The organism is Clostridium sp. FP1 (genome assembly GCF_011065975.2).
Taxonomy (GTDB): domain Bacteria; phylum Bacillota; class Clostridia; order Clostridiales; family Clostridiaceae; genus Clostridium_AD; species Clostridium_AD tagluense.
Genome location: NZ_JAAMNJ020000001.1, coordinates 4,827,671 through 4,854,614, shown reverse-complemented (window position 1 = coordinate 4,854,614; position 26,944 = coordinate 4,827,671). Strand labels below are relative to the sequence as shown.

28 protein-coding genes, 2 tRNA genes and 1 other annotated feature are annotated in these 26,944 nt (G+C 34.2%); all 30 genes read left to right on the top strand.

The window, feature by feature from the left end:
- Positions 1–72 precede the first annotated feature (72 nt).
- The 30 genes from G9F70_RS23070 (at position 73) to rplV (ending at position 26,928) form a co-directional block, all read left to right on the top strand.
- The gene (locus G9F70_RS23070) at positions 73–1,785 is read left to right on the top strand and encodes a proline--tRNA ligase (protein ID WP_164947584.1); all 1,713 of its coding nucleotides are present in this window, start codon (positions 73–75) and stop codon (positions 1,783–1,785) included.
- Positions 1,786–1,805: 20 nt separating this feature from the next.
- A complete protein-coding gene (locus tag G9F70_RS23065; protein WP_125002819.1) occupies positions 1,806–2,228 on the top strand; it encodes a Mini-ribonuclease 3 in 423 nt (140 codons plus the stop codon).
- 2 nt (positions 2,229–2,230) lie between these two features.
- Positions 2,231–3,034: an FAD-dependent thymidylate synthase gene (gene thyX, locus G9F70_RS23060; protein WP_164947585.1), complete on the top strand. Its 804-nt coding sequence runs from the start codon at positions 2,231–2,233 to the stop codon at positions 3,032–3,034.
- 378 nt (positions 3,035–3,412) lie between these two features.
- Positions 3,413–4,201 carry a 23S rRNA (guanosine(2251)-2'-O)-methyltransferase RlmB gene (rlmB, locus tag G9F70_RS23055; protein WP_224617891.1) on the top strand — a complete coding sequence of 263 codons (789 nt, stop codon included), beginning with the start codon at positions 3,413–3,415 and terminating at the stop codon, positions 4,199–4,201.
- A gap of 3 nt (positions 4,202–4,204) precedes the next feature.
- Positions 4,205–4,714, top strand: coding sequence for an NYN domain-containing protein (locus G9F70_RS23050; protein ID WP_164947587.1), 510 nt, complete (start codon positions 4,205–4,207; stop codon positions 4,712–4,714).
- A gap of 75 nt (positions 4,715–4,789) precedes the next feature.
- Entirely contained in the window at positions 4,790–5,431 is a 642-nt protein-coding gene (gene sigH / locus G9F70_RS23045; RefSeq protein WP_125002826.1) for an RNA polymerase sporulation sigma factor SigH, read from the top strand.
- Between the two features lie 70 nt (positions 5,432–5,501).
- Positions 5,502–5,576: transfer RNA gene (locus G9F70_RS23040), tRNA-Gly, on the top strand.
- A gap of 9 nt (positions 5,577–5,585) precedes the next feature.
- Positions 5,586–5,661, top strand: a tRNA-Thr gene (locus G9F70_RS23035).
- A gap of 80 nt (positions 5,662–5,741) precedes the next feature.
- A complete protein-coding gene (tuf, locus tag G9F70_RS23030; RefSeq protein ID WP_224617749.1) occupies positions 5,742–6,935 on the top strand; it encodes an elongation factor Tu in 1,194 nt (397 codons plus the stop codon).
- Between the two features lie 255 nt (positions 6,936–7,190).
- On the top strand, positions 7,191–7,340 hold the full coding sequence (gene rpmG / locus G9F70_RS23025; RefSeq protein ID WP_125002828.1) for a 50S ribosomal protein L33: 150 nt from the start codon (positions 7,191–7,193) through the stop codon (positions 7,338–7,340).
- 39 nt (positions 7,341–7,379) lie between these two features.
- A complete protein-coding gene (gene secE / locus G9F70_RS23020) occupies positions 7,380–7,604 on the top strand; it encodes a preprotein translocase subunit SecE (protein WP_164947752.1) in 225 nt (74 codons plus the stop codon).
- Between the two features lie 46 nt (positions 7,605–7,650).
- Positions 7,651–8,172, top strand: coding sequence for a transcription termination/antitermination protein NusG (nusG, locus tag G9F70_RS23015; protein WP_125002832.1), 522 nt, complete (start codon positions 7,651–7,653; stop codon positions 8,170–8,172).
- A gap of 55 nt (positions 8,173–8,227) precedes the next feature.
- Positions 8,228–8,653 (top strand): 50S ribosomal protein L11, encoded by a 426-nt coding sequence (rplK, locus tag G9F70_RS23010; protein WP_125002834.1) that lies wholly within the window; start codon positions 8,228–8,230, stop codon positions 8,651–8,653.
- A gap of 58 nt (positions 8,654–8,711) precedes the next feature.
- On the top strand, positions 8,712–9,401 hold the full coding sequence (gene rplA / locus G9F70_RS23005; RefSeq protein ID WP_164947753.1) for a 50S ribosomal protein L1: 690 nt from the start codon (positions 8,712–8,714) through the stop codon (positions 9,399–9,401).
- 37 nt (positions 9,402–9,438) lie between these two features.
- Positions 9,439–9,575 (top strand) — a sequence feature (ribosomal protein L10 leader region).
- A 33-nt stretch (positions 9,576–9,608) separates the two neighbouring features.
- Positions 9,609–10,109 (top strand): 50S ribosomal protein L10, encoded by a 501-nt coding sequence (rplJ, locus tag G9F70_RS23000; protein ID WP_125002838.1) that lies wholly within the window; start codon positions 9,609–9,611, stop codon positions 10,107–10,109.
- A 98-nt stretch (positions 10,110–10,207) separates the two neighbouring features.
- Positions 10,208–10,567: a 50S ribosomal protein L7/L12 gene (gene rplL / locus G9F70_RS22995; protein ID WP_164947754.1), complete on the top strand. Its 360-nt coding sequence runs from the start codon at positions 10,208–10,210 to the stop codon at positions 10,565–10,567.
- Positions 10,568–10,834: 267 nt separating this feature from the next.
- Positions 10,835–14,548 (top strand): DNA-directed RNA polymerase subunit beta, encoded by a 3,714-nt coding sequence (gene rpoB / locus G9F70_RS22990; RefSeq protein WP_164947755.1) that lies wholly within the window; start codon positions 10,835–10,837, stop codon positions 14,546–14,548.
- 20 nt (positions 14,549–14,568) lie between these two features.
- Positions 14,569–18,102, top strand: a complete 3,534-nt coding sequence (gene rpoC, locus G9F70_RS22985) for a DNA-directed RNA polymerase subunit beta' (protein WP_164947756.1) — start codon at positions 14,569–14,571, stop codon at positions 18,100–18,102.
- A gap of 121 nt (positions 18,103–18,223) precedes the next feature.
- Positions 18,224–18,466, top strand: coding sequence for a ribosomal L7Ae/L30e/S12e/Gadd45 family protein (locus G9F70_RS22980; protein ID WP_164947757.1), 243 nt, complete (start codon positions 18,224–18,226; stop codon positions 18,464–18,466).
- Between the two features lie 116 nt (positions 18,467–18,582).
- Complete coding sequence (gene rpsL, locus G9F70_RS22975) at positions 18,583–18,963, top strand: 30S ribosomal protein S12 (protein WP_164947758.1); 381 nt, start codon at positions 18,583–18,585, stop codon at positions 18,961–18,963.
- A 141-nt stretch (positions 18,964–19,104) separates the two neighbouring features.
- Positions 19,105–19,575 carry a 30S ribosomal protein S7 gene (gene rpsG / locus G9F70_RS22970; RefSeq protein ID WP_125002850.1) on the top strand — a complete coding sequence of 157 codons (471 nt, stop codon included), beginning with the start codon at positions 19,105–19,107 and terminating at the stop codon, positions 19,573–19,575.
- A 75-nt stretch (positions 19,576–19,650) separates the two neighbouring features.
- Positions 19,651–21,717 (top strand): elongation factor G, encoded by a 2,067-nt coding sequence (fusA, locus tag G9F70_RS22965; protein ID WP_164947759.1) that lies wholly within the window; start codon positions 19,651–19,653, stop codon positions 21,715–21,717.
- Between the two features lie 42 nt (positions 21,718–21,759).
- Positions 21,760–22,953: an elongation factor Tu gene (tuf, locus tag G9F70_RS22960; RefSeq protein WP_224617749.1), complete on the top strand. Its 1,194-nt coding sequence runs from the start codon at positions 21,760–21,762 to the stop codon at positions 22,951–22,953.
- Between the two features lie 408 nt (positions 22,954–23,361).
- Entirely contained in the window at positions 23,362–23,670 is a 309-nt protein-coding gene (gene rpsJ / locus G9F70_RS22955; protein WP_071614633.1) for a 30S ribosomal protein S10, read from the top strand.
- Between the two features lie 97 nt (positions 23,671–23,767).
- Positions 23,768–24,397, top strand: a complete 630-nt coding sequence (gene rplC / locus G9F70_RS22950) for a 50S ribosomal protein L3 (protein WP_125002856.1) — start codon at positions 23,768–23,770, stop codon at positions 24,395–24,397.
- A gap of 24 nt (positions 24,398–24,421) precedes the next feature.
- On the top strand, positions 24,422–25,042 hold the full coding sequence (gene rplD, locus G9F70_RS22945; protein ID WP_125002858.1) for a 50S ribosomal protein L4: 621 nt from the start codon (positions 24,422–24,424) through the stop codon (positions 25,040–25,042).
- Complete coding sequence (gene rplW / locus G9F70_RS22940; RefSeq protein ID WP_125002859.1) at positions 25,042–25,335, top strand: 50S ribosomal protein L23; 294 nt, start codon at positions 25,042–25,044, stop codon at positions 25,333–25,335. The genes rplD and rplW overlap by 1 nt, the downstream gene beginning before the upstream one ends.
- Before the next feature lie 56 nt (positions 25,336–25,391).
- Positions 25,392–26,225 (top strand): 50S ribosomal protein L2, encoded by an 834-nt coding sequence (gene rplB, locus G9F70_RS22935; protein WP_164946783.1) that lies wholly within the window; start codon positions 25,392–25,394, stop codon positions 26,223–26,225.
- Between the two features lie 63 nt (positions 26,226–26,288).
- Entirely contained in the window at positions 26,289–26,570 is a 282-nt protein-coding gene (rpsS, locus tag G9F70_RS22930; RefSeq protein ID WP_125002863.1) for a 30S ribosomal protein S19, read from the top strand.
- A gap of 22 nt (positions 26,571–26,592) precedes the next feature.
- On the top strand, positions 26,593–26,928 hold the full coding sequence (rplV, locus tag G9F70_RS22925) for a 50S ribosomal protein L22 (RefSeq protein WP_125002865.1): 336 nt from the start codon (positions 26,593–26,595) through the stop codon (positions 26,926–26,928).
- Positions 26,929–26,944 lie beyond the last annotated feature (16 nt).

Genomic DNA, 26,944 nt, shown 5'->3' with positions numbered 1-26,944 from the left:
TCTTAAAAAATATAATAGTTTACTGATCAATTATTTTTTCAGTGTGCCTAAGATATATAAGGAGGAATATTCATGAAATTATCAAAAATGTTAATAAGTACATTAAGAGAAGTACCGGCTGAGGCAGAAATAGTGAGTCATCAATTAATGTTAAGAGCTGGAATGATAAGGAAGGTCTCCTCAGGTGTTTATAATTATATGCCATTTGGAATAAAAGTTATAAAAAAAATTGAAAAAATTGTTAGATCAGAAATGGAAGTAGCAGATGCGCAAGAGTTTTTAGCATCAGCCTTACTGACCTCAGAACTATTAATAGAATCTGGCAGGTGGAATATTTTTGGTCCAGAGATCTTTAGATTAAAAGATAGAAATGAAAGAGAATTTTGTTTAGCACCGACGCATGAAGAAACATTTACAGATATAGCTAGGAATGAAATCAAATCTTATAAACAACTACCTTTGAATTTATATCAAATACAAACAAAATACAGAGATGAGAAAACACCAAGACTTGGGGTAATGACATCAAGAGAATTTACAATGGGAGAAGCTTGTAGTTTTGATGCTAGCAATGAGGGACTAGATATATCTTATAATAAAATGTATAATGCTTATACTAATATTTTTAAAAGATGTAGTCTTAAATGTAAGGATGTAGAGGCTGACTGCGGAGCGATGGGTGATTTATCTTCATCAGAATTTATGGTTAAATCCGAAGTTGGTGAAGAGGAGGTAGTTACCTGCAGTTCATGTGGCTATGCGGTTAATATGGAGAAGGCAACAAGTACTTCGGAGCCAATGAAAAAAGAGGAATTTAAGGAACTTAACAAAATATTAACTCCAGGTATAAAAACTATAGAGGATTTAGCGAAATTTTTTAATACAACAAATAAAAAATTTGCTAAAACTCTAATATTTAAGGCCGATGATAGAGTAATTGCTGTTATGGTACGTGGAGACAGACAGTTAAACGAGAATAAAGTAATAAATGCAATAGGTGGAGCTAAGAAATTTGAATTGGCAGATGAAGTGGTTGTAATGGCATCAACATCTGCAATTGTCGGGTTTGCTGGTCCAATTGGTATTGTAGCGGATTTACTATTAGTAGACTCCGAGGTAGCTAATATGTATAATTATATAGTTGGTGCAAATGATACAGGATATCATTATGAAAATGTTAATTATGGTAGAGACTTTAAAGGCTTGGTTGGAGATTACAAAAAAGTAGTTGAGGGAGATAAATGCAGTAAGTGTGGATCTCAAATTACAATTGATAGGGGTATAGAATTAGCACACATCTTTAAATTAGGAACTGTTTATTCACAATCTATGGGTGCAACTTTTATAGGCCAAGATGGAAAAAATAAGCCTTTAGTCATGGGACGGTACGGTATAGGCATAAATAGAACAATGGCAGCTATTATTGAACAACATCACGATGAAAATGGCATAAAATGGCCAATGTCCGTTGCGCCATATCAAGTTGTAGTAGTTCCAGTATCTACAAAAGACGAAGAGCAGATGAAAATTGCGGAAGAAATTTATAACAAACTTAAAGGAATAGGCGTAGAGGTTCTTATGGATGACAGAAATGAGAGAGTTGGAGTTAAATTTAAGGATTTGGATTTAATTGGAATTCCAATAAGAATTACTATAGGTAAAAAAATTTCTGAAGGTAATGTTGAGTTTAAATTGCGATATGCTGGAGATAATGAAATAATAGAAATAGATTCAGTTATGGATAGAATTAAACAAGAATTTGTAAATAATAACATAACATTGTAGATTTAAGAAGGAGAATAACCATGGAATTTAATATGCTTAAAGGAAAATTTACAAGGGATGGAGTTAAACAATTAAACCCACTTGTTCTTGCAATAGTTGGAGATGCAATTTATGAGGTGTTTATTAGAGCATATCTCGTAGAAAAAAACAGAGATATGAATGCTCATAAAATTCATATTAAAGCAGTTGCATATGTAAAAGCACATGCACAAAGTGAGTATATGAAATTTCTTATAGAAGATTTAAGTGAAGAAGAACTTAGTATATTTAAAAGGGCTAGAAATTCGAAAAGCGGGACTACTCCCAAAAATGCAGATTTGAATGAATATAAGTGGGCTACAGGATTTGAGGCTTTAGTAGGTTTCTTATATTTAAGTGAACAGAATGAAAGATTAAACTATATTTTCGAGAAAATTATAAATTTTGATTTGGAGGATGAGTAAGTATGCTTGTGGTTAAATTAATAGAGCACACGCCCAATCCTGAGAAAATTGTAGCGGCAGCAGCTAAACTTTGTTATAGCCCTGTAGGTGTGGATGAAATACTAGAAAATTTAGATGAGGAAAAAACCGCGAAACTTTTGAATATGTTGATGACTTACGGACATCATTCACCAATAGAACATGTGAGCTTTACTTTTGCAATTGAAGGTATATCTAGAAGCTTGACCCACCAATTGGTTAGACACAGAGTAGCGTCTTATTCTCAACAAAGTCAGAGGTATGTAAAGCTTGAACAATTCGAATACATAATTCCGCCAGATATTGAGAAAAATGAAAGAGCAAAAAAAATTTTTATAGAGGCTATGAATCGTGATCAAATAGAGTATAATCAGTTAGTGGAGATATTATGCAAGGATGAATTAGATAATCTTATAAAAGAGTATTTAAGTCACAAAAAATTGATTAATCCTGAAGAAATTGAGAAAAAACAATATATAATTCTTAAGGGAAAAGCAGAAAAAAAAGCTATTGAAGACGCAAGGTATGTGTTTCCCAATGCTTGTGCAACTAAAATAATAGTTACTATGAATGCTAGAGAATTGATTCATTTCTTTAATCAGAGATGTTGCACTAGAGCTCAGTGGGAAATACGCCAAATGGCAAAAATAATGCTTATACAAGCAAGAAAAGTAGCACCTGTACTGTTCAAATATGCGGGACCGAGTTGTGTTAATGGACCATGTCCTGAAGGTGGTATGTCTTGTGGAAAAGTCATGGATATAAGAAAAGAATATGCAATTAAATAGATAAAGAAAGAGGTATTTAAAATGAGTGATAATAAAAAATATCAAGAAAACAAAGGCAATAGAGGGGTTTCAAGTAGTAGAGAAGATAGAAGTGGAACAGCTTCTAAAAGATATAGGACTGGCGATGCAACTACAAAAGAAAACAAAGGGTTTTCAAGTGGTAAAGGAGGTTCAAAAGAAAGCAAAAGTTTTTCAAGTAGTAAATATGAAAAAAGACCAGCACCTTCAAGAAGATATAGAGGTGACGATGCAAGTCCAAAAGAAAGTCATGACGGAGTAGGTAACAGAGAAGATAAAAATAAAGTAGATAATAAAAGAAATAAACAAAGTGATGGGAATGTAGTAGAAAATAAAAAGTTTACTAAAGAGAGAACTGAAATAAATCCTAGAAATAATAATAATGCCAGTGGTCAAGCTGAACCTCAAATCTTGAGAGAAGATTTAATTGAAGGAAGAAATGCAGTTATAGAAGCATTAAAATCAGATAGGACTATAGAATATATTCTTATTGCCAAAGGTGATTTGGCAGGGTCTATAAGTGTAGTATTAGCATTAGCGAAAGAAAAGGGAATTGTTACCAAAGAAGTTGACAGAAGAAAGCTAGACGAAATGTCTCAAACCTCATCACATCAAGGAGTTATGGCAGTAGTAACGCCTTATAAATATTTTGGATTAAATGACATATTTAAATATGCAGAGGAAAAAGGAGAAAAGCCCTTTATAATTATACTAGATGAAATTGAAGATCCTCATAACTTTGGATCTATAATAAGAACTGCAGAGGTATGTGGAGCTCACGGCATAATAATACCCAAGAGGAGAAATGTAGGAGCTACGCCAATAGTATATAAAACCTCAGCCGGTGCTATTGAACATGTAAAAATAGCAAAAGTAACTAATATAAATGCAACCATAGAAGAAATTAAGGAACGTGGAGTGTGGGTTTATGGTGCTGATATGGAGGCTGAAAATTATATTTTTAATACGGATTTAACTGGTGCAGTAGCACTTGTTATTGGAAGTGAAGGTAGAGGTATTTCTAAACTAACAAAAGAAAAATGTGATGTTTTGGTAAAAATACCTATGGTTGGGAAAATAACCTCTTTAAACGCATCTGTTGCGGGTGGTATAATAATGTATGAAATTATGAAACAAAAAATAAAGTAATTCGTGAAAACATTTTTTGTTGATGGGTATAATGTTATTAATAGCTGGCCAAATCTTAAAAAGATTAAAGAGTTCAGCTATGAATCTTCCCGCCTTCAACTTATTGATACCCTTCAAAACTACTCGGAATTTAAAGGTTATAAAATGTTTATAGTTTTTGATGCACATATGGTTAAAGGTAGCATTGAAAAGAAAGAAAAACAAGGAAATTTGTTCGTGGTTTTTACAAAAGAGGGTGAAACCGCAGATAATTATATTGAAAGAACCGTAAATAACATAGGACGAAAATCGGAAATATGCGTTGTTACATCAGATTCTTTAGTACAACAGGTTACGTTTCAAAGAGGCGCAATTAGAATGTCCTCTATTGAATTTTATTATGAAGTAATAAGTATTGAAAAAAAAATACAAATCAAGACAGAAAAAAAATATTTAGAAAAAAGAAATAGCTTAGAAGAGAGAATAGATGAAAAAACATTGGAGAAACTTGAGAAAATTCGAAGGAACCTTTGAATTGTCTTGACTATAGAAATTCCTCTAAGGTATAATCATCTATATGACACATGTTTGGTGTGGAGGGGATATTTGTTGGAGAAGATCGTTAGAGTAAGTGTGGACATTTCATGCTTTGAGGATAGGTTGGATGAAGAAGTAGTTATTGAAGCACAAAAGAGAAATGTTAGAGCGCAAGAATATTTAATTAATAAGTACAAAAATTTTGTTAAAGCTAAAGCTAAGTCATATTTTTTGATTGGGGCCGATAAAGAAGATATTTACCAAGAAGGAATGATAGGTCTCTATAAGGCTATTAGAGATTTTAAGGCGGATAGATTATCTTCTTTTAGAGCTTTTGCAGAAATTTGTGTTACAAGACAAATAATCACAGCGATAAAGACAGCCACTCGACAAAAACATATTCCTCTTAATACATATATCTCTTTAAACAAACCAATATATGATGAGGAATCAGACAGAACATTATTAGATGTGCTATCAGGTGCTAAAATTACTGATCCTGAAGAACTAGTTATAAGCCGTGAAGAAGTAATAAGCATTCAAAATGAAATTGGGCAAGTTCTTTCAGAATTAGAAATGGAAGTGTTAATGTCATACTTGGATGGTAAATCCTATCAAGAGATTGCTTGTGATTTAGACAGGCATGCCAAATCTATTGATAATGCTCTTCAAAGAGTAAAAAGAAAATTAGAGAAATGTCTAAGTAAAAGGTAAAAATGTATTGACAAATTGGATAAACAATAGTAAAATTAATAACTGGTGTATAGCTTTTAGTTGTACGTCAGCGGGAGTAGCTCAGTGGTAGAGCACCAGCTTCCCAAGCTGGGTGTCGCGGGTTCAATACCCGTTTCCCGCTCCAAAATTAAGTGCCCATATAGCTCAGTCGGCAGAGCGTCACCTTGGTAAGGTGGAGGTCACCGGTTCAATCCCGGTTATGGGCTCCATAATTATTAAGGTTCTAAAACACACTAGGATAAGTTTACTTGCACTAAAGTGTAATTATTTAAATAAGGAGGAATATAAAATGGCAAAAGCAAAATTTGAAAGAACTAAACCTCATGTAAACATTGGAACAATAGGACACGTAGATCACGGCAAGACAACATTAACGGCAGCAATAACAGCGGTACTTGCAACTAAGGGGTTAGCACAAGCATCTAAGTTTGACCAAATTGACAAAGCACCAGAGGAAAGAGAAAGAGGAATTACAATCAATACTGCACATGTTGAGTATGAAACAGCAAATAGACATTATGCGCACGTTGATTGCCCAGGACATGCAGATTATGTAAAGAACATGATCACAGGAGCAGCACAAATGGACGGAGCAATCCTAGTTGTTAGTGCAGCAGATGGCCCAATGCCTCAAACAAGAGAACATATACTACTTGCAAGCAGAGTTGGAGTAGGATATATAGTAGTATTCTTAAACAAAGCAGATATGGTAGATGATCCAGAATTATTAGAGCTTGTTGAAATGGAAGTAAGAGAACTATTAAGTGAGTATGACTTCCCAGGTGATGATATTCCAATAGTAACAGGATCAGCATTAAAAGCATTAGAAAATCCAACAGACGAAGAAGCATCAAAATGCATATTGGAATTAATGGAAGCTGTAGATACTTACATTCCAACACCAACAAGAGCAACAGATAAACCATTCTTAATGCCAGTAGAAGATGTATTCACAATTACAGGTAGAGGAACAGTTGCTACAGGAAGAGTTGAAACTGGTATACTTAAGGTTGGAGAAGAAGTAGAAATCGTTGGACTCAGCGAAGATAAAAGAAAAGTTGTATGTACTGGAGTTGAGATGTTTAGAAAGCTTCTAGACCAAGCAATGGCAGGAGACAACATCGGAGCATTATTAAGAGGAGTACAAAGAACTGATATTCAAAGAGGTCAAGTACTTTCAAAACCAGGTTCAATACATCCACATGATAAATTTGTAGGTCAAGTATATGTACTTAAAAAAGAAGAAGGCGGAAGACATACTCCATTCTTCGACGGATATAGACCACAATTTTACTTCAGAACAACTGATGTAACTGGATCAATCAAATTACCAGACGGGATGGAAATGGTAATGCCGGGAGATCACATAGATATGAATGTTGAATTAATTACTCAAGTAGCAATGGATGAAGGATTAAGATTTGCTATAAGAGAAGGTGGAAGAACAGTAGGTTCAGGCGTTGTTACTTCAATAGTTAAATAATACAAAGAAACAAGACACAATTATAATTAGATATAAACTAGGGCTAAGTTTTAGGCTTAGTTCCTAGAAAATAAAAATGAATGTTAAATTGTAGGTAAAAGGAACGTTTAATGAAAAAACACCTTGAACTAATCCATTGACATATCTATTAAGTTGTGATAAATTGTTTAAGTAAAATAAAAAATACAAAAGATAGCATAATGCTTATTTTGCATTGGCTTTCTTCAATAGATGGAAAACCGGGAGGTGTAGATTGTGAGAGTAAAAGTAACCTTAGCATGTACTGATTGCAAACAGAGAAATTACAATACAATGAAAAACAAAAAAAATAACCCAGACAGAATAGAAATGAAAAAATACTGTAAGTTCTGCCACAAACATACACTTCATAAAGAGACAAAATAATACAGCATAAAACACAAAACGTTGGGGGATGTGAATAAAATGGCTGTTAATGGTAACATTAAAGTAAAAGAAAAATCAACCCAAAAAGGAATAGTTAAGTTTTTCAAGGACCTTAAGGCAGAAGTGAAAAGAATAACTTGGCCTTCAAAAAAAGACATTCAAAAGGCAACTATTGCAGTGGCAAGTTTTTCTTTTATTTTTGTAATCTTTGTGGGTTTGTTGGATTCTGGTTTTAATAACCTCTATAAACTAATCTTTAAATAAGGTAAAAAAAAGGAGGTAGGGGACGGAGTACTCCACCCTTTAAGTTATGGCAGATAAAGCTAAATGGTATGTTGTACATACATATTCTGGTTATGAAAATAAAGTTAAAGCCAACCTAGAAAAAGCAATTGAAAATAGAAATCTTGAGGAATATGTACATGACATTCAAGTTCCTATGGAAGAAGTAGTTGAAGTAAAGGATGGAAAGAAAAAAATAACTTTTAAAAAAGTGTTTCCAGGTTATGTAATGGTTAAAATGCTTATGACAGATGAATCATGGTATATAGTTAGAAATACTAGAGGTGTAACAGGGTTCGTAGGACCAGGTTCTAAGCCGGTGGCTCTTACTGAAGATGAAGTTAGAACTATGGGAATAGCAGAAAAAGTAATAGTTGTTGACTACGAAGTTGGTGAGAACATTCAGGTGATATTTGGACCTTTAGAAGGATTTGTTGCATTAATACAAGAAATTCATTTGGATAAGCAGAAAGTTAAAGCGCTTATTAATATGTTTGGCAGAGAAACACCTGTTGAACTAGAATTTAATCAAATACAAAAATTAGACTAGGTACTAAGTGGGAGGATTTTAATCCGCATTACCACAATATAGGAGGTATAAACTCATGGCTAAGAAAATAACAGGAATGATAAAACTTCAACTTCCTGCAGGAAAAGCAACACCAGCACCACCGGTTGGTCCAGCACTTGGACAACACGGGGTTAATATTATGGGATTCTGTAAAGAATTCAACGCAAAAACTGCTGATCAACCAGGAATGATAATACCAGTAGTAATAACAGTATATCAAGATAGATCTTTTAGTTTCATATTAAAAACTCCACCAGCAGCTATACTATTAAAGAAAGCAGTTGGACTTGAAAGTGGTTCAGGAGTTCCAAACAAAACTAAAATTGCAACAGTTTCTAAAGCTAAAGTAAGAGAAATAGCAGAACTTAAGATGCCAGATTTAAATGCAGCATCAATTGAAGCTGCTATGAGTATGATAGCTGGAACAGCAAGAAGTATGGGAATAGTTGTAGAAGAATAAAATTCTATAAATTACGTGGGAGGTAAAAACCGTTATAACCACGAAGGAGGATACTAATATGGGAAAAAATTACATAGAGAGTTCAAAGCTTGTAGATAAAACAGCTCTATATACACCGATAGAAGCTATGGAAATTGCGGTGAAAACTGCTAAGGCTAAATTTGATGAAACTATCGAGCTTGCTGTAAGTCTTGGTGTTGATCCAAGGCATGCAGATCAACAAGTTAGAGGAGCAGTGGTGCTTCCTCATGGAACAGGTAAAACAGTTAGAGTTCTAGTTTTTGCTAAAGGCGAAAAAGCTAAAGAAGCAGAACTTGCAGGCGCTGACTTTGTTGGAAATGATGAGTTAGTTGATAAAATCCAAAAAGAAAATTGGTTTGAGTTTGATGTAGTTGTTGCTACACCAGATATGATGGGTGTTGTTGGTAAATTAGGTAGAGTGTTAGGACCTAAAGGATTAATGCCGAATCCAAAGTCAGGAACAGTAACATTTGATGTTACTAGAGCAATAAACGAAATAAAAGCTGGTAAAGTTGAGTATAGAGTTGATAAAACTTCTATAATCCATGTACCGCTTGGAAAAGCATCTTTTGGCGCTGAAAAATTAGTTCAAAACTTCCATGCTTTAATGGAAGCAGTAGTTAAAGCTAAACCAGCAGCAGCAAAAGGACAATACTTAAAGTCAGTATCAGTTTCTAGTACAATGGGACCTGGAATAAAAGTCAATCAATCTAAAGTATTAGATTAGTATTGACAAGTTGACTTAAGTATGGTATAATTCACAAAGTGAAATAGATAGTATTCCGTAGATAGTAGGTGCGAAAGCGTAAAAGACAACATACCTACCGAGGATTCCAATAAATGTACTTTTGTACGGATATTAGGTCTCTTCGTGTCTGCGGAGAGATCTTATTTTTTATAAAGCAGTTAAAAACTGTGAGGAGGTGCATACACAGTGTTAAGCAATAATAGACAATTAAAAGAAGCTAAAGTAGCAGAAATAAAAGAAAAATTAGAAAAAGCTCAAGGTGTAGTACTTAGCCAATATCAAGGTCTAAATGTAGAAGATGATACACTACTAAGAAAAAACCTTAGAGAAGCTGGAGTGGAATATAAAGTTTATAAAAACACACTAGTTATTCTAGCAGCTAGAGAATTAGGAATTGAAGGTATAGTAACACACCTAAAAGGTTCTATTTCAATAGCATTCGGATATGAAGAACCAACAGTTGCAGCTAGAATTTTAAATGAATTTGCAAAAACTCATAAGAAATTAGAGCTTAAAGCAGCTATAATCCAAGGAGAAATATTTGATGCTGCTCAAGTTAATCAATTGGCATCAATACCACCAAGAAATGTTCTTATTGCAAAATTACTTGGAAGCTTCAAAGCTCCAATATCAAATCTTGCATACGTATTGAACTCAATTAAAGAACAAAAAGAATTAGCAGAGTAATTTTAAAATTATTAAGCTGAAACAAATAATTTTGATTGATTCAAACTATTAAAAAAAATAAAATATATATATGAAAAAAATTCGGAGGTGCATTTATAATGACAAGAGAAGAAATTATTCAAGCTGTAAAAGATATGAGTGTTTTAGAATTAAATGAATTGGTAAAAGCTTGCGAAGAGGAATTTGGCGTAAGTGCTGCAGCACCAGTTGCAGTTGCAGGAACTGCTACAGCTTCTACTGAAGAAAAAACTGAATTTGATGTAATTTTAGCTAGTGCTGGCCCTAACAAAATTAAAGTTATTAAAATTGTTAGAGAATTAACAGGACTTGGATTAAAAGAAGCTAAAGATATAGTTGATGGAGCTCCTAAAACAATTAAAGAAGCTGTAAACAAAGAAGATGCTGAATCTATAAAAGCTAAACTTGAAGAAGTTGGCGGCGGAGTAGAAATAAAATAATTTTATTATAAAATGAGGGTACTTTTTATTAAGAGTGCCCTTTTTTTGAAATGTTATGTTGACATAGAAATATAATTATGATAATATAGCATAATGCACTGGAAATTAGTAGTTTATCATTAAAAAAAATGTAATTACTGATAAAAGTGAATTAAATTAACAAAAATGGTTATAATAACATGATGAAAATGTGTGAATCCAGAAACACAAAGTCCTAGGGGAAGGTGTGTTTTTGGTTATTTTAGTTTATACAAGGGGTGAAAGCTGATGGTACATCCTGTCCAATTAGGTAAAAGAACAAGAATGAGTTTTTCAAAAATAAGAGAAGTAACTAATATGCCGAATTTAATTGAAATACAGTTAGACTCTTATAATTGGTTTTTAAAAGAAGGACTTCAAGAGGTTTTTGACGATATAAATCCTATTCAGGATTATACAGGAAATCTTGTTCTAGAGTTTGTAGGATACAAACTGGATACAGATAATATCAAGTATTCGGAAGAACAATGTAAAGAAAGAGATACAACATACGCAGCTCCTCTAAAAGTTAAAGTTAGATTGCGTAATAATGAAACTGGTGAAATCAAAGAGCAAGAAGTCTTTATGGGAGATTTCCCACTTATGACACCTCAAGGAACATTTGTTATTAATGGAGCGGAAAGAGTTATAGTAAGTCAATTAGTTAGATCTCCAGGGGTTTACTACAATTATTCTGTTGATAAAACAGGAAAAAAACTTTACTCCTCAACAGTAATTCCAAATAGAGGAGCATGGCTTGAGTATGAAACAGATTCTAATGATATTGTTTATATTAGGATTGACAAGACAAGAAAGCTGCCTATAAGTATTTTGGCTAGAGCTATGATGGATAATGGTAGTGATTTAGACTTACACGAATTATTAGGTGAGGAAGAAAGACTAACAGCAACCATAGAAAAAGACAATACAAAAACAAGAGAAGAAGCGCTGATAGAAATATATAAGAGGCTAAGACCAGGCGAACCACCTACAGTGGATAGTGCGGTATCTCTTATTGATTCATTATTCTTTGATGCAAAAAGATATGATTTATCAAGAGTTGGTAGATACAAGTTTAATAAGAAGTTATCAATTAATCACAGAATTGCAAACCAAATTGCTGCTGAGAATATTGTTAACCCTATAACTGGTGAAGTTATAGTTGAAAAAGATGAAAAAATAGACAGAGAAACTGCTCTAGACATTCAAAACTTGGGAATCAATGTAGTAGATCTTCAAGTAGAGGATAAAGTAATAAGAGTTATAGGAAATAACTTTGTCAACATTAATAAAGTAGTTAAATTTGATATATCTGATCTTAATATTAGGGAAATGGTTCACTATCCAACCTTAAAAGGAATATTAGATAATTTCAGTGACGAAGAAGCAATTAAAGAGCAAATTAAAATTAATAAAAGTAGATTAATACCAAAACATATAATTAAAGATGATATGTATGCTACAGTGAGCTACGAGTTAGGACTAACTTATGATATCGGTTATATTGATGATATTGATCATTTAGGAAATAGAAGAATTAGATCTGTAGGAGAACTTTTACAGAACCAATTTAGAATAGGATTATCTAGAATGGAACGAGTTGTAAAAGAAAGAATGACAATTCAGGACCAAGAAGGAATAACGCCTCAAGCACTTATAAACATCAGGCCAGTAGCTGCAGCTATAAAAGAATTTTTTGGAAGTTCACAACTTTCTCAATTCATGGATCAAACAAATCCGTTATCAGAACTTACCAATAAAAGAAGATTATCTGCACTAGGACCAGGTGGACTTTCAAGAGAAAGAGCTGGGTTTGAAGTTAGAGACGTTCATTACTCCCATTATGGTAGAATGTGTCCTATAGAAACTCCAGAAGGACCCAACATAGGACTTATTAACTCTCTTGCTAGTTATGCTAAAGTAAATGAATATGGTTTTATTGAAACACCATATAGGGTTGTTGATAAGAAAACATTAGTAGTTACAAAAAAAATTATTTATATGACTGCAGATGAAGAAGATTTATATTTAGTAGCACAGGCAAGCGAACCAATTGGTGAAGATGGTACTTTCGTAGATAAAAAAGTAACTGTAAGAGCTAAGCAGGAAGTAATGGTTGTTCCAAAAGAAGAAGTAGATCTTATGGATATATCACCAAGGCAAATAGTTTCTGTTGCTACAGCAATGATTCCTTTTCTTGAAAATGATGATGCCAGTCGTGCTCTAATGGGTTCTAATATGCAACGTCAAGCAGTACCACTATTAAAATCTCAAGCGCCATTTGTTGGTACAGGGATAGAATACAGAGCGGCAGTAGATTCAGGTGTTCTTCCAAAGGCTAAAAATGCAGGTGTAGTTGAGTATGTAAGTGCAAATGAAATTAAGGTAAGAAGAGACTCAGATAATGAGCTAGATACCTATAAAATTCTTAAGTTTAAGAGATCCAATCAAGGTACATGTATAAATCAAAGACCTATAGTTAATAAAGGTGAAAAAGTTGAAGTAAATACAGTACTCGCAGATGGACCTTCAACGGACCTTGGAGAAATAGCTTTAGGTAAGAACATTCGTATTGGGTTTGTAACTTGGGAAGGCTATAACTATGAGGATGCAATGTTAATATCTGAAGAACTTGTTCGTGATGATATATTTACTTCAGTTCATATTGAAGAATATGAATCAGAAGCAAGAGACACGAAACTAGGACCAGAAGAAATAACTAGAGACATTCCTAATGTCGGCGAAGATGCACTTAAAGACATAGATGAGGGCGGAATAATAAGAATAGGTGCTGAAGTAAGATCTGGAGATATCCTAGTTGGAAAAGTAACTCCTAAGGGAGAAACAGAACTTACAGCAGAGGAAAGATTATTAAGAGCAATATTTGGTGAAAAGGCAAGAGAAGTAAGAGATACATCACTTAGAGTGCCACATGGCGAAGCTGGAATAATAGTTGACGTTAAAGTGTTCACTAGAGAAAATGGTGACGAACTTCCACCAGGTGTAAATGAACTAGTTAGATGTTATATAGCTCAAAAAAGAAAGATATCTGTAGGAGATAAGATGGCAGGAAGACATGGTAATAAAGGGGTTATCTCTAGAGTATTACCTGTAGAAGATATGCCGTTTTTACCTGATGGAAGGCCACTTCAAATATGCCTAAATCCGCTTGGGGTTCCTTCACGTATGAATATAGGCCAGGTATTAGAAGTTCACTTAGGTTGGGCAGCTAGTGAACTTGGTTGGCATATTGCAACACCAGTATTTGATGGTGCTCTTGAGGAAGAAATTGAAGCATGTCTGGAAAAAGCGGGATACCATGCAGATGGAAAAACTGACTTATATGATGGAAGAACAGGAGAAGCATTTGATAGCAGAGTTACTGTTGGATATATGTACATCTTAAAACTACATCATTTGGTTGATGATAAAATACATGCTAGGTCAACAGGTCCATATTCTCTAGTAACTCAGCAACCATTAGGTGGTAAAGCTCAGTTTGGTGGCCAAAGATTTGGAGAAATGGAAGTTTGGGCACTAGAAGCCTATGGTTCAGCTCATACTCTGCAAGAAATTTTAACAGTTAAATCTGATGATGTTGTAGGTAGAGTTAAAACTTATGAAGCGATAGTTAAAGGCGAAAATATTCCAGAACCTGGCGTGCCTGAATCCTTTAAAGTTCTTATAAAAGAACTACAAGCGTTATGTTTGAACGTTAAAGTTCTTACTGACGATTTAGAAGAAATCAAACTGAAAGAATCAGTTGATGATGAAATTGAAGAATTAAATTTAAATGTTAACATAGAAGGATCAGAAGATATAATTCCTGAGGCACCAACGGAAGAGTACATTGAACTTATCGATGATGACGAAGAAGTAGACATTGATATAAATTACGATGAAATACCCTTAGAAGAATTTGGTGAAGACTTAGAATTAAATGATTTTAATGATGAACATTAATATGAAGGGAGGATGTACCCTTGTTTGAATTTAATAATTTCGATGCTATTCAAATAGGATTAGCATCACCGGAGCAAATCAGAGAATGGTCAAAAGGTGAAGTTAAAAAACCTGAGACTATAAACTATAGAACTTTAAAACCTGAAAGAGATGGACTTTTTTGTGAAAGAATATTTGGACCAATTAAGGATTGGGAATGTCACTGTGGAAAATATAAGAGAGTAAGATATAAGGGAATAGTTTGTGATAGGTGTGGCGTTGAAGTTACAAAATCCAAAGTAAGACGTGAAAGAATGGGTCATATTGAACTTGCTGCTCCAGTTTCTCACATTTGGTATTTTAAAGGAATACCATCTCGTATGGGACTTATTTTAGATATGTCACCTAGATCTCTAGAAAAGATTCTTTATTTTGCTTCTTATGTAGTATTGGATCCAAAAGAAACATCACTACTAAAGAAACAAATCCTTAGTGAAAAAGAATATAGAGAAGCTATCGATAAGTTTGGAAATGATAGTTTTGTAGCTGGTATGGGTGCAGAATCTGTAAAAGTACTGTTACAAGATATAAACCTGGAAGAATTATCTAAGGAATTGAAGGAAGATTTAAAAACAAGCACAGGACAAAAGAGAATTAGAAGTATAAGAAGACTGGATGTGACAGAATCCTTCAGAAAATCTAAAAATAAACCTGAGTGGATAATAATTGATGTAATCCCAGTAATACCTCCTGATTTAAGGCCAATGGTACAATTAGATGGAGGAAGATTTGCTACTTCTGATCTAAATGATTTGTATAGAAGAGTAATAAACAGAAACAATAGATTGAAAAAGCTTCTAGATTTGGGAGCTCCAGATATAATTGTTAGAAATGAAAAAAGAATGCTTCAAGAAGCTGTAGATGCATTAATTGATAATGGAAGAAGAGGAAGGCCAGTTACAGGACCAGGGAATAGACCTTTAAAATCTCTATCTGACATGTTAAAAGGAAAACAAGGAAGATTCAGACAAAACTTACTTGGAAAACGTGTTGATTACTCAGGCCGTTCAGTTATAGTTGTTGGACCAGAATTGCAAATGTATCAATGTGGTCTTCCGAAAGAAATGGCTTTAGAATTATTTAAGCCTTTTGTTATGAAAAAGCTAGTTGGAAGTGGAGTAGCTCATAATATCAAGAGCGCTAAGCGAATGGTAGAGAGGGTTATGCCTCAAGTATGGGATGTACTTGAAGAAGTGATATCCGACCATCCAGTATTACTAAATCGTGCCCCTACACTTCATAGATTAGGTATTCAAGCCTTCCAACCTGTACTTGTAGAAGGTAGAGCTATTAAACTACATCCACTTGTATGCACAGCTTACAATGCTGACTTTGACGGAGATCAAATGGCGGTACACGTACCTCTATCTGTTGAAGCTCAAGCTGAAGCAAGGTTCTTAATGCTTGCTGCACATAATATCATGAAACCTTCAGATGGTAAACCGGTTTGCGTACCTACTCAAGATATGGTTTTAGGTGCATATTACTTAACTATTGATAAAGCTGGTGCTAAAGGTGAGGGAAGAGCATTCTCATCACCAGATGAAGTAATAATGGCTTATTCAGTAAAGGATATTGATATCCATGCTAGAATTAAAGTTAAGATGACTGGAGTAGTTGATGGTATTAGTATAACTTCTGTTATAGAAACTACACCAGGAAAATTAATCTTTAATGAAACGATACCTCAGGATTTAGGATTTATTGATAGAAGCATACCTGGAAATGAATTAAAGTTTGAGATAGATTTCTTGGTAAGTAAAAAAAATCTTGGTAGTATTATAGATAAATGCTACTTAAAATATGGTCCTTCAGAAACCTCTAAAATGCTAGATAAAATAAAGGCTACAGGATATCACTATTCAACAATTGGAGCAATTACGGTTGCTACATCAGATATGGTGGTTCCAGAGGCTAAAAAGGCATTACTTGCAGATGCAGATGCAACTGTAGAAAAAATAGAGAAGATGTATCGAAGAGGATTTATATCTGAGGAAGAAAGATATGAAAGAGTAATTGAAAAATGGACTAAGACTACAGAAGATGTAGCAAATGCACTAATGGATAGTTTGGATAAATTTAATCCAATATTCATGATGGCAGATTCTGGTGCCAGAGGATCTAAGAGTCAGATCAAACAATTAGCAGGTATGAGAGGCCTTATGGCTAATCCATCTGGTAAGATTATCGAGTTACCTATTAGAGCGTCTTTTAGAGATGGGCTAGATGTATTAGAATACTTTATCTCAACTCATGGAGCTAGAAAAGGTAATGCAGATACAGCACTTAAGACAGCCGATTCAGGGTATTTAACAAGAAGACTTGTTGATGTATGCCAGGATGTTATAGTTAGACATGAAGATTGTGGTACAACTGAAGGTTTTGAAGTTTCAGAGATTTGTGATGGAAGTGAAGTAATTGAACAGTTAGTTGAGAGACTTACTGGAAGATATACTGCAGAAGACATTATTCATCCAAAAACGGGAGAGATAATAGTACCGAAAAATGAATACATGAATATTACACTGGCAGAAGCCGTTCAAAAGTCTGGTGTAAAAAAAGTTATGATTAGATCAGTATTTACATGCAAAGCTAAAATTGGTGTTTGTGCACACTGTTATGGAATGAATATGGCAACTTCACAAAAGATTAATATTGGAGAAGCCGTAGGTATAATTGCAGCTCAATCCATAGGAGAACCGGGAACACAACTTACAATGAGAACATTCCATACAGGTGGAGTAGCGGGATCAGATATAACTCAAGGTCTTCCAAGAGTTGAGGAATTATTTGAAGCTAGAAAACCAAAGGGTCTTGCAATAGTAAGTGATGTATGTGGTTCAGTTAAAATGGAAGATACTAAGAAAAAGAGAGTTGTAATTGTAATTTCTGATTCAGGAGAAGAGTTTAGTTATGACATACCATTTGGATCAAGGTTAAAAGTTGCAAATGGCGATAAAATTGAAGCTGGAGATGAGATAATTGAAGGATCAGTTAACCCACACGATATCTTAAGAATCAAAGGCGTTAATGGAGTTAAAAATTATCTTTCATCTGAAGTTCAGAAAGTTTATAGACTTCAAGGTGTTGATATTAATGATAAGCATTTAGAAGTTGTTGTAAGACAGATGACAAGAAAAGTAAAAGTTGAGGAGTCTGGCGATACTGAGCTACTTCCAGGAAATCTAGTAGACATCTTTACATTTGAAGATGCTAATGCTAAGATTGAATCTGAAGGCGGAGTACCTGCTGAGGGAAAAATATCTCTATTGGGTATTACTAAAGCAGCACTTGCAACAGAATCATTCTTATCAGCGGCTTCATTCCAAGAAACTACAAGAGTACTTACTGATGCAGCAATTAAAGGTAAAATCGATCCATTGCTGGGATTAAAAGAAAATGTAATAATTGGTAAGCTAATACCTGCTGGTACTGGAATGACAAGATATAGAACAATAAAAATCAATACTGAAGATGATGAGAAGGTAGAAATTGAAAATGATTTAGAAGTATAAGCTATAACTAGTTGACAGGGTGATGCTAAAATGATAAAATACACCTTGTGTGTGACTTTAATCGAGTAGATATATCACAAATAGATATATCTTGCGATTTTAATTATGAGGAGGGATAGACATGGTAGGTAAACTTGTAGGTCAGAGGGTCGTTGGAATTAAACAAACCCTAAAAGCGTTAAAGAATAACCAGGGTAAAGTTTTATATATAGCCAAAGATGCTGATACTAATATTACTGATCCTATTTTAAAACTAGCCAAAGTTAATTCCCTACAAATAATATTTGTAGACACAATGAAGGAACTAGGGAATCTTTGTGACATAGATGTTGCATCAGCAACAGCATTGCTTCTAGAAGATTAAATTAATGCTAGCAACTAAATAATATAGATATATCCATGCGGTAACATGGCCTTGAGTTATGTTACAGTGCATTGATATAAATGAACATGAGCTTATAAAAATAAGGAGGTGAAAACATGCCAACTATTAACCAATTAGTAAGAAAAGGCAGAAAGACATTAGTAACAAAGTCAGCTTCACCAGCATTAAAAGAGTGTCCACAAAAAAGAGGCGTTTGTACAGTAGTTAAAACAACAACACCTAAAAAGCCGAACTCTGCATTAAGAAAAGTAGCAAGAGTTAGACTTACAAATGGATACGAAGTTACTGCTTATATACCAGGTGTAGGCCACAACTTACAAGAACACAGTGTTGTACTTATAAGAGGTGGAAAAGTTAAAGATTTACCAGGAGTTAGATATCACATCATCAGAGGGACATTAGACTCAGCTGGAGTTGCTAACAGACTACAAAGTAGATCTAAATACGGGACTAAAAAACCAAAGCAAAAAAAATAATGCTTTGAGTTGGGGTGCAATGTCTTCAGCATTTATATATATGATAATTTTATTTACATACATTTGCGAAGTACAGAGCGCTTTGCGGTAGAGATACTGAGTACCTATGAGCTAATTTAAATTGTTAAGGAGGGAAGAAAAGTGCCAAGAAAAGGATATATTGCGAAAAGAGATGTATTACCAGATCCTATGTACAATAGCAAAGTCGTTACAAAGTTAATAAACAATGTAATGGAAGATGGAAAAAGAGGAGTAGCACAAAAAATATGCTATGAGGCTTTTGACATAATTAAAGAAAAAACAGGTAAAGATCCATTAGAGGTGTTTGAAACGGCATTAACTAACATTATGCCATTACTCGAAGTAAAAGCTAGAAGAATAGGTGGAGCTAATTATCAAGTGCCTATCGAAGTTAGACCTGAGAGAAGACAAACATTGGGATTGAGATGGTTACTTATTGCTACAGATAAAAGAGGCGAGAAGTATGCAAGAGAAAAACTTGCTAATGAATTAATGGAAGCTTCAAACAATACTGGAGCAGCAGTGAAGAAAAGAGAAGATACTCATAAAATGGCTGAAGCTAACAAGGCTTTTGCTCATTACAGATATTAATATCAAAACTGTTTTGGCTTTGCCAAGACAGTTTTGTCAAATTTAAAATCACTGATTGAGAGGAGGAACAAATAAGTGGGTAGAGAATATACTTTGGATAAATTCCGTAATATAGGTATTATGGCTCATATTGATGCTGGTAAAACAACAACTACTGAGCGTATATTATTCTATACAGGAAAAACGCATAAGATTGGCGAAGTTCATGATGGCGGAGCTACAATGGATTGGATGGTTCAAGAACAAGAAAGAGGTATAACAATAACTTCTGCGGCTACAACTTGTTTTTGGAAAGATCATAATATAAATATTATTGATACACCAGGGCACGTAGATTTTACAGTTGAGGTTGAGAGATCTTTAAGAGTTCTTGATGGCGCAGTTTCTGTATTCTGTGCAAAAGGTGGAGTTGAACCACAATCTGAAACAGTGTGGAGACAAGCTACTAAGTATAAAGTTCCAAGAATGGCATATGTTAACAAAATGGATATAATGGGTGCAGATTTCTATAGAGTTGTTGGGATGATGAGAGAAAGACTTAATGCTAATGCAGTTCCAATACAACTTCCAATAGGAAAAGAAGATGTTTTCCTAGGTATTATAGATTTAATTAGAAATGTTGCAGAAGTTTATAAAGATGATCTAGGAAGAGAAATAGAAGAAATAGAAATTCCAGAGGATATGAAAGAATTAACACAAGAATATAGAGCAGCTATGGTTGAAGCGATAGCTGAACTAGATGAAGAGCTTATGATGAAATATCTTGATGGTGAAGAAATAACAGAAGAAGAATTAAAAGCAGCATTAAGAAAAGGTGTAATTAATAATGAAATAGTACCTGTAATTTGTGGATCTTCATACAAAAATAAAGGTGTTCAAATGATGATAGATGCGGTTATAGATTATATGCCGTCACCGCTTGACATACCAGCTATTAAAGGCCAGGATGTTGATGATGGAGCAGAAATGGAAAGACACCCAAGTGATGATGAGCCAATGGCAGCATTAGCATTCAAAATTGCTACAGATCCTTTTGTTGGTAGACTTTGTTTTGCAAGAATTTATTCTGGCATAATGAAAACTGGTACATATGTATTAAATGCTAACAAAGGTAAAAAAGAAAGAGTTGGTAGACTAGTTAAAATGCATGCTAATCACAGAGAAGAAGTTGATGAATTACGTGCAGGTGAATTAGGTGCGATAATCGGACTGAAAAATACAACCACTGGAGAAACATTATGTGATGAAGATCATCCAATATTGTTTGAAACCATGGATTTTCCAGATCCAGTTATTCATGTAGCTATTGAGCCAAAAACAAAAGCAGGGCAAGAAAGAATGGGTATGTCTCTTGCAAAGCTTTCTGAAGAAGATCCTACTTTTAAAACTCATACTGATCAAGAAACAGGCCAAACAATAATTGGTGGTATGGGCGAACTTCATCTTGAAATAATCGTTGATAGACTTCAAAGAGAATTTAAAGTTGAATGTAATGTAGGTAAACCACAAGTAGCTTATAAAGAAACAATACGTAAAGCAGTTAAAGCAGAAGGTAAATACATTAAACAATCAGGTGGACGTGGACAATACGGACATTGTTGGATAGAGTTAATACCAACTAGCGAACCTTATTCCTTTGAAAATGCTACTGTTGGTGGATCTATTCCAAAAGAATTTATATCTCCAATAGAGAACGGAATTAAGGAAGCATCAAAGAATGGTATTCTTGGTGGATACCCAGTTCTTAACTTCAAAGTTAAAGTTGTCGATGGATCATACCATGATGTTGACTCTAATGAAATGGCATTTAAAGTTGCTGGATCTATGGCATTCAAGAATGCTATGGCTAAAGCAGATCCAGTACTCTTAGAGCCAATAATGAAGGTTGAAGTAACTGTACCAGAAGAATACATGGGAGACGTTATGGGTGACCTTAATTCAAGAAGGGGTAGAATAGAAGGAATGGAAGCGCAATCAGGTGCTCAAGTTATTAGAGCGATGGTTCCATTATCAGAAATGTTTGGATATTCTACAACACTTAGATCAAGAACTCAAGGTAGAGGGGTATACAGTATGGAATTTGCTGCATATGAACCAGTTCCAAAGGGTATTCAAGAACAAGTTATAGAAAATAAACAATAATTTAAATATAAGATAATATGTAAATATAAGGAGGAATACAAAATGGCAAAAGCAAAATTTGAAAGAACCAAACCGCATGTAAACATTGGAACAATAGGACACGTAGATCACGGCAAGACAACATTAACAGCAGCAATAACAGCAGTACTTGCAACTAAGGGCTTAGCACAAGCATCCAAGTTTGACCAAATTGACAAAGCGCCAGAGGAAAGAGAAAGAGGAATTACAATCAATACCGCACATGTTGAGTATGAAACAGCAAATAGACATTATGCACACGTTGATTGCCCAGGACATGCAGATTATGTAAAGAACATGATCACAGGAGCAGCACAAATGGATGGAGCAATTCTAGTTGTTAGTGCAGCAGATGGCCCAATGCCTCAAACAAGAGAACATATACTATTAGCAAGCAGAGTTGGAGTAGGATATATAGTAGTATTCTTAAACAAAGCAGATATGGTAGATGATCCAGAATTATTAGAGCTTGTTGAAATGGAAGTAAGAGAACTATTAAGTGAGTATGACTTCCCAGGTGATGATATTCCAATAGTAACAGGATCAGCATTAAAAGCATTAGAAAATCCAACAGACGAAGAAGCATCAAAATGCATATTGGAATTAATGGAAGCTGTAGATACTTACATTCCAACACCAACAAGAGCAACAGATAAACCATTCTTAATGCCAGTAGAAGATGTATTCACAATTACAGGTAGAGGAACAGTTGCTACAGGAAGAGTTGAAACTGGTATACTTAAGGTTGGAGAAGAAGTAGAAATCGTTGGACTCAGCGAAGATAAAAGAAAAGTTGTATGTACTGGAGTTGAGATGTTTAGAAAGCTTCTAGACCAAGCAATGGCAGGAGACAACATCGGAGCATTATTAAGAGGAGTACAAAGAACTGATATTCAAAGAGGTCAAGTACTTTCAAAACCAGGTTCAATACATCCACATGATAAATTTGTAGGTCAAGTATATGTACTTAAAAAAGAAGAAGGCGGAAGACATACTCCATTCTTCGACGGATATAGACCACAATTTTACTTCAGAACAACTGATGTAACTGGATCAATCAAATTACCAGACGGGATGGAAATGGTAATGCCAGGAGATCACATAGATATGAATGTTGAATTAATTACTCAAGTGGCAATGGATGAAGGATTAAGATTCGCTATTAGAGAAGGCGGAAGAACAGTAGGTTCAGGAGTTGTTACTTCAATAGTTAAATAATAATTTTAAAGTATATATAATTATCAATTGATGAAGATTTATAATAATAAAAGCTTTTATTATTAAGGAGAAGAGGACGCTCTTCTCCTTTTAAATACCATAAAACATATGTGGAAATATAATCAGAAATCACCAATGTAAAAATTATAAAATAATAGTGAAAAAATACTTGTCAAAGCAAAAAATATGTTGTATACTTTAGTAGTTGTATTGTGGTAACAGCGATGAGGTAAGAGGTTGCCGGACTTCCGGGTTATTCTTCACCGAGCATGTCCTGATCTTGAATCGGGCGACGGGGTTCCTGAGATTGTTCTATGCATTTATTGCATGCAACACCCGGAACAGTTTACAGAACATCCGCTGTTGCACGTAAGAAGTAAAGCGTGCGATGAAAAGGAGGGAATATTAATGATTAAACAAAAAATTAGAATCAGATTAAAGGCTTTTGATCACAATATCTTAGATCAATCAGCTGAGAAAATTGTTCAGACAGCTAAAAGTACAGGAGCTAAAGTAGCTGGTCCAGTACCACTACCTACAGAAAAAGACGTAATTACAGTATTAAGAGCTCCACACAAATACAAAGATTCAAGAGAACAATTTGAAATAAGAACTCATAAAAGACTAATAGATATAATTAGTCCATCACCTAAAACTGTTGACGCTCTAATGAGACTCGACTTACCAGCTGGTGTTGATATCGAAATAAAACTATAAGCGTATAAGTGTAATTCACTGTGCGTAAGTAATAGATAACTATTACTAACTATTATGATCACCTTGTGGTCCGCTAATAAGTAGGAGGTGTATTTTCATGAAAAAAGCAATAATGGGTAAAAAACTTGGTATGACTCAAATATTTGATGAAAATAGAAGAGTTGTTCCAGTAACAGTTGTTGAAGCAGGTCCATGTGTTGTTATTCAAAAGAAAACTATCGAAAATGATGGTTACAATGCAATTAAAGTTGGTTTTGGAGACATAAGAGAGAAATTAGTTAACAAACCAATGCAAGGACAATTTGCTAAAGCAGGAACATCTTTAAAAAGATTCGTGAAAGAATTTAGAATGGAAGATATAAGTGCTTATGAAGTAGGTCAAGAATTTAAAGCAGATATATTTGCTGCTGGAGATAGAATTGACGTATCAGGAATTTCTAAAGGAAAAGGATTCCAAGGTGTAATTAAGAGATGGAATGCATCTAGAGGACCAATGAGTCACGGTTCTAAATTCCATAGAGCAGTTGGATCAATGGGAGCATCTTCCGATCCATCAAAAACATTTAAAAATAAACATATGCCAGGACACATGGGTAATGTTAATACAACAGTAATAAACCTTGAAATAGTTAAAGTAATGCCTGAAAAGAACATTATATTAATTAAAGGTGGTATACCAGGTCCAAACAAAGGCACAGTTGTAATAAGAAATGCTGTTAAAGCGTAACTTTAAAAGGAAGGAGGATGCAGAATGCTTACATTAGATTTATTTAATAAACAAGCACAAAAAATTGGAGATATTCAACTTAATGAAAGTATATTCGGAGTTGAAATCAACATGAATGCTATGCACCAAGTTGTAGTAGCACAATTAGCAAACAAAAGACAAGGAACTCAATCGGCTAAAACAAGAGCTGAAGTTCGAGGCGGTGGAATAAAGCCTTGGAGACAAAAGGGAACTGGTAGAGCAAGACAAGGTTCGATTAGAGCGCCACAATGGATACATGGTGGTATAGTATTTGCTCCAAAGCCAAGAGATTACCGTATGTCAGTACCAAAGTCAATGAGAAGAGTTGCTTTCAAATCAGCGTTATCAGCTAAAGTAGCTGAAAATGAAATGATAGTTATAGATAGTTTAGAATTTGATTCACCAAAAACTAAAGCAATGTTAGAGATTTTAACCGCTTTTGGAACTAAAAAAACTTTAATAGTTGTTGAAAAATCAAATGAAAATGTCTATAAATCAGCAAGAAACATACCTGGAGTGCAAGTATCCCCAGTAAACAACTTAAATGTTTATGATATATTGAAGTATGAGAAATTCATAGTTACAAAGGATGCTGTATCTAAAATTGAGGAGGTGTATATATAATGAAGCTAACTAGCCATGATATTATAAGAAAACCGATAATTACTGAAAAAAGTATGGCTGTAATGGCTGATAAAAAATACACCTTTATAGTTGACATTCATGCCAATAAAACTCAAGTTAAAAAAGCAGTAGAAGAAGTATTTGGAGTCAAAGTTGAAAATGTAAGAACTCTAAGAAACATGGGTAAAACTAAGAGAGTTGGAGTTCACGTTGGAAAAAGAGCTGACTTTAAAAAAGCTATTGTTACTTTAACAACAGAAAGCAAGACAATTGAGTTTTTTGATGGAATGTAACTATTAAGCAGGTATTGGCAGAGGCCAGATAAGCGAAGAAAAAGGAGGGAAATCAAATGGCGATTAAGAAATTTAGACCAACCACGCCTTCAAGAAGAAATATGACTATGGCTGATTTTGCAGAAATAACTACAGATAAGCCACTAAAATCACTTCTTGTAAGCACAAAAAGATCAGGTGGTAGAAATAACCAAGGTAAAATAACTGTTCGTCACCGTGGTGGTGGAGCAAAACAAGCATACAGACTAATAGATTTCAAAAGAACTAAAGATGGTATTCCAGCAAAAGTTTCCACAATTGAGTATGATCCAAATAGATCTGCTTACATAGCTCTTGTTGTATATGCTGATGGTGAAAAAAGATACATAATCGCTCCAGTAGGATTAAAAGTTGGAGATGTAATTGTATCAGGTGCTGATTCTGACATAAAAGTTGGAAATACACTTCCAATAAGCAACATACCATTAGGTTCTACAATTCATAATATAGAACTTCAGGTTGGAAAAGGTGCTCAGCTTGTAAGATCAGCAGGTTCTTCAGCGCAACTTATGGCTAAAGAAGGAGAGTATGCTCAAGTAAGACTTCCAAGTGGAGAAGTGAGATATATAAGATTAAACTGTAGAGCTACTATAGGAACAGTTTCTAATGTAACTCATGATATTGTTAACATAGGTAAAGCAGGAAGAAAAAGGCATTTAGGTTTCAGACCTACAGTCAGAGGTTCTGTAATGAATCCTAACGATCATCCACATGGTGGTGGAGAAGGTAAGTCACCAGTAGGTCACGCTAGTCCGATGACTCCTTGGGGTAAACCGGCACTGGGATATAAAACTAGAAAAACTAAAAAATACTCTGACAAGTTTATTGTTAAGGGAAAAAATAAGAAATAGTTTGGGGAGGATTTTATTTCTCTTCGAATCTATGGTTAAGTTTTATGAAGGGAGGCCACAAAGGTGAGTAGATCAGTTAAAAAAGGACCGTTTATACAAGAAATTCTGTTAAGCAGAATAAATGAAATGAACAAAACTGGCGAGAAGAAAGTTATAAAAACTTGGTCAAGAGCTTCTACTATTTTTCCACAAATGATAGGTCATACTATTGCTGTACATGATGGAAGAAAACACGTACCAGTTTATGTTTTAGAAGATATGGTAGGACATAAATTAGGAGAATTCGCTCTAACTAGAACATTCAAAGGACACATTGATAAGGAAAAAACAAGTAGAGTAAGATAGTGTCGGAAGGAGGAAACAATCAATGGAGGCTAAAGCTATAGCTAAATATGTGCGAACGTCCTCAATGAAAATCGGGATTGTTCTTGATTTAATAAGAGGTAAAAATGTAAATGAGGCTTTTGCTATATTACAATATACTTCCAAAAATGCAGCTGATGTAGTAACTAAAGTTCTAAAATCAGCTGTAGCAAATGCAGAAAATAATTTAAACTTAGATGTTAGTAGATTATATGTTAATAATGCCTATGCATGTCAAGGTCCAACACTTAAGAGATTTAGACCGCGTGCACAAGGAAGAGCTTATAGAATAAGAAAAAGATCTAGCCATGTAACTATAACAGTTACAGAAAGATTATAAGAAGGAGGGATATAAC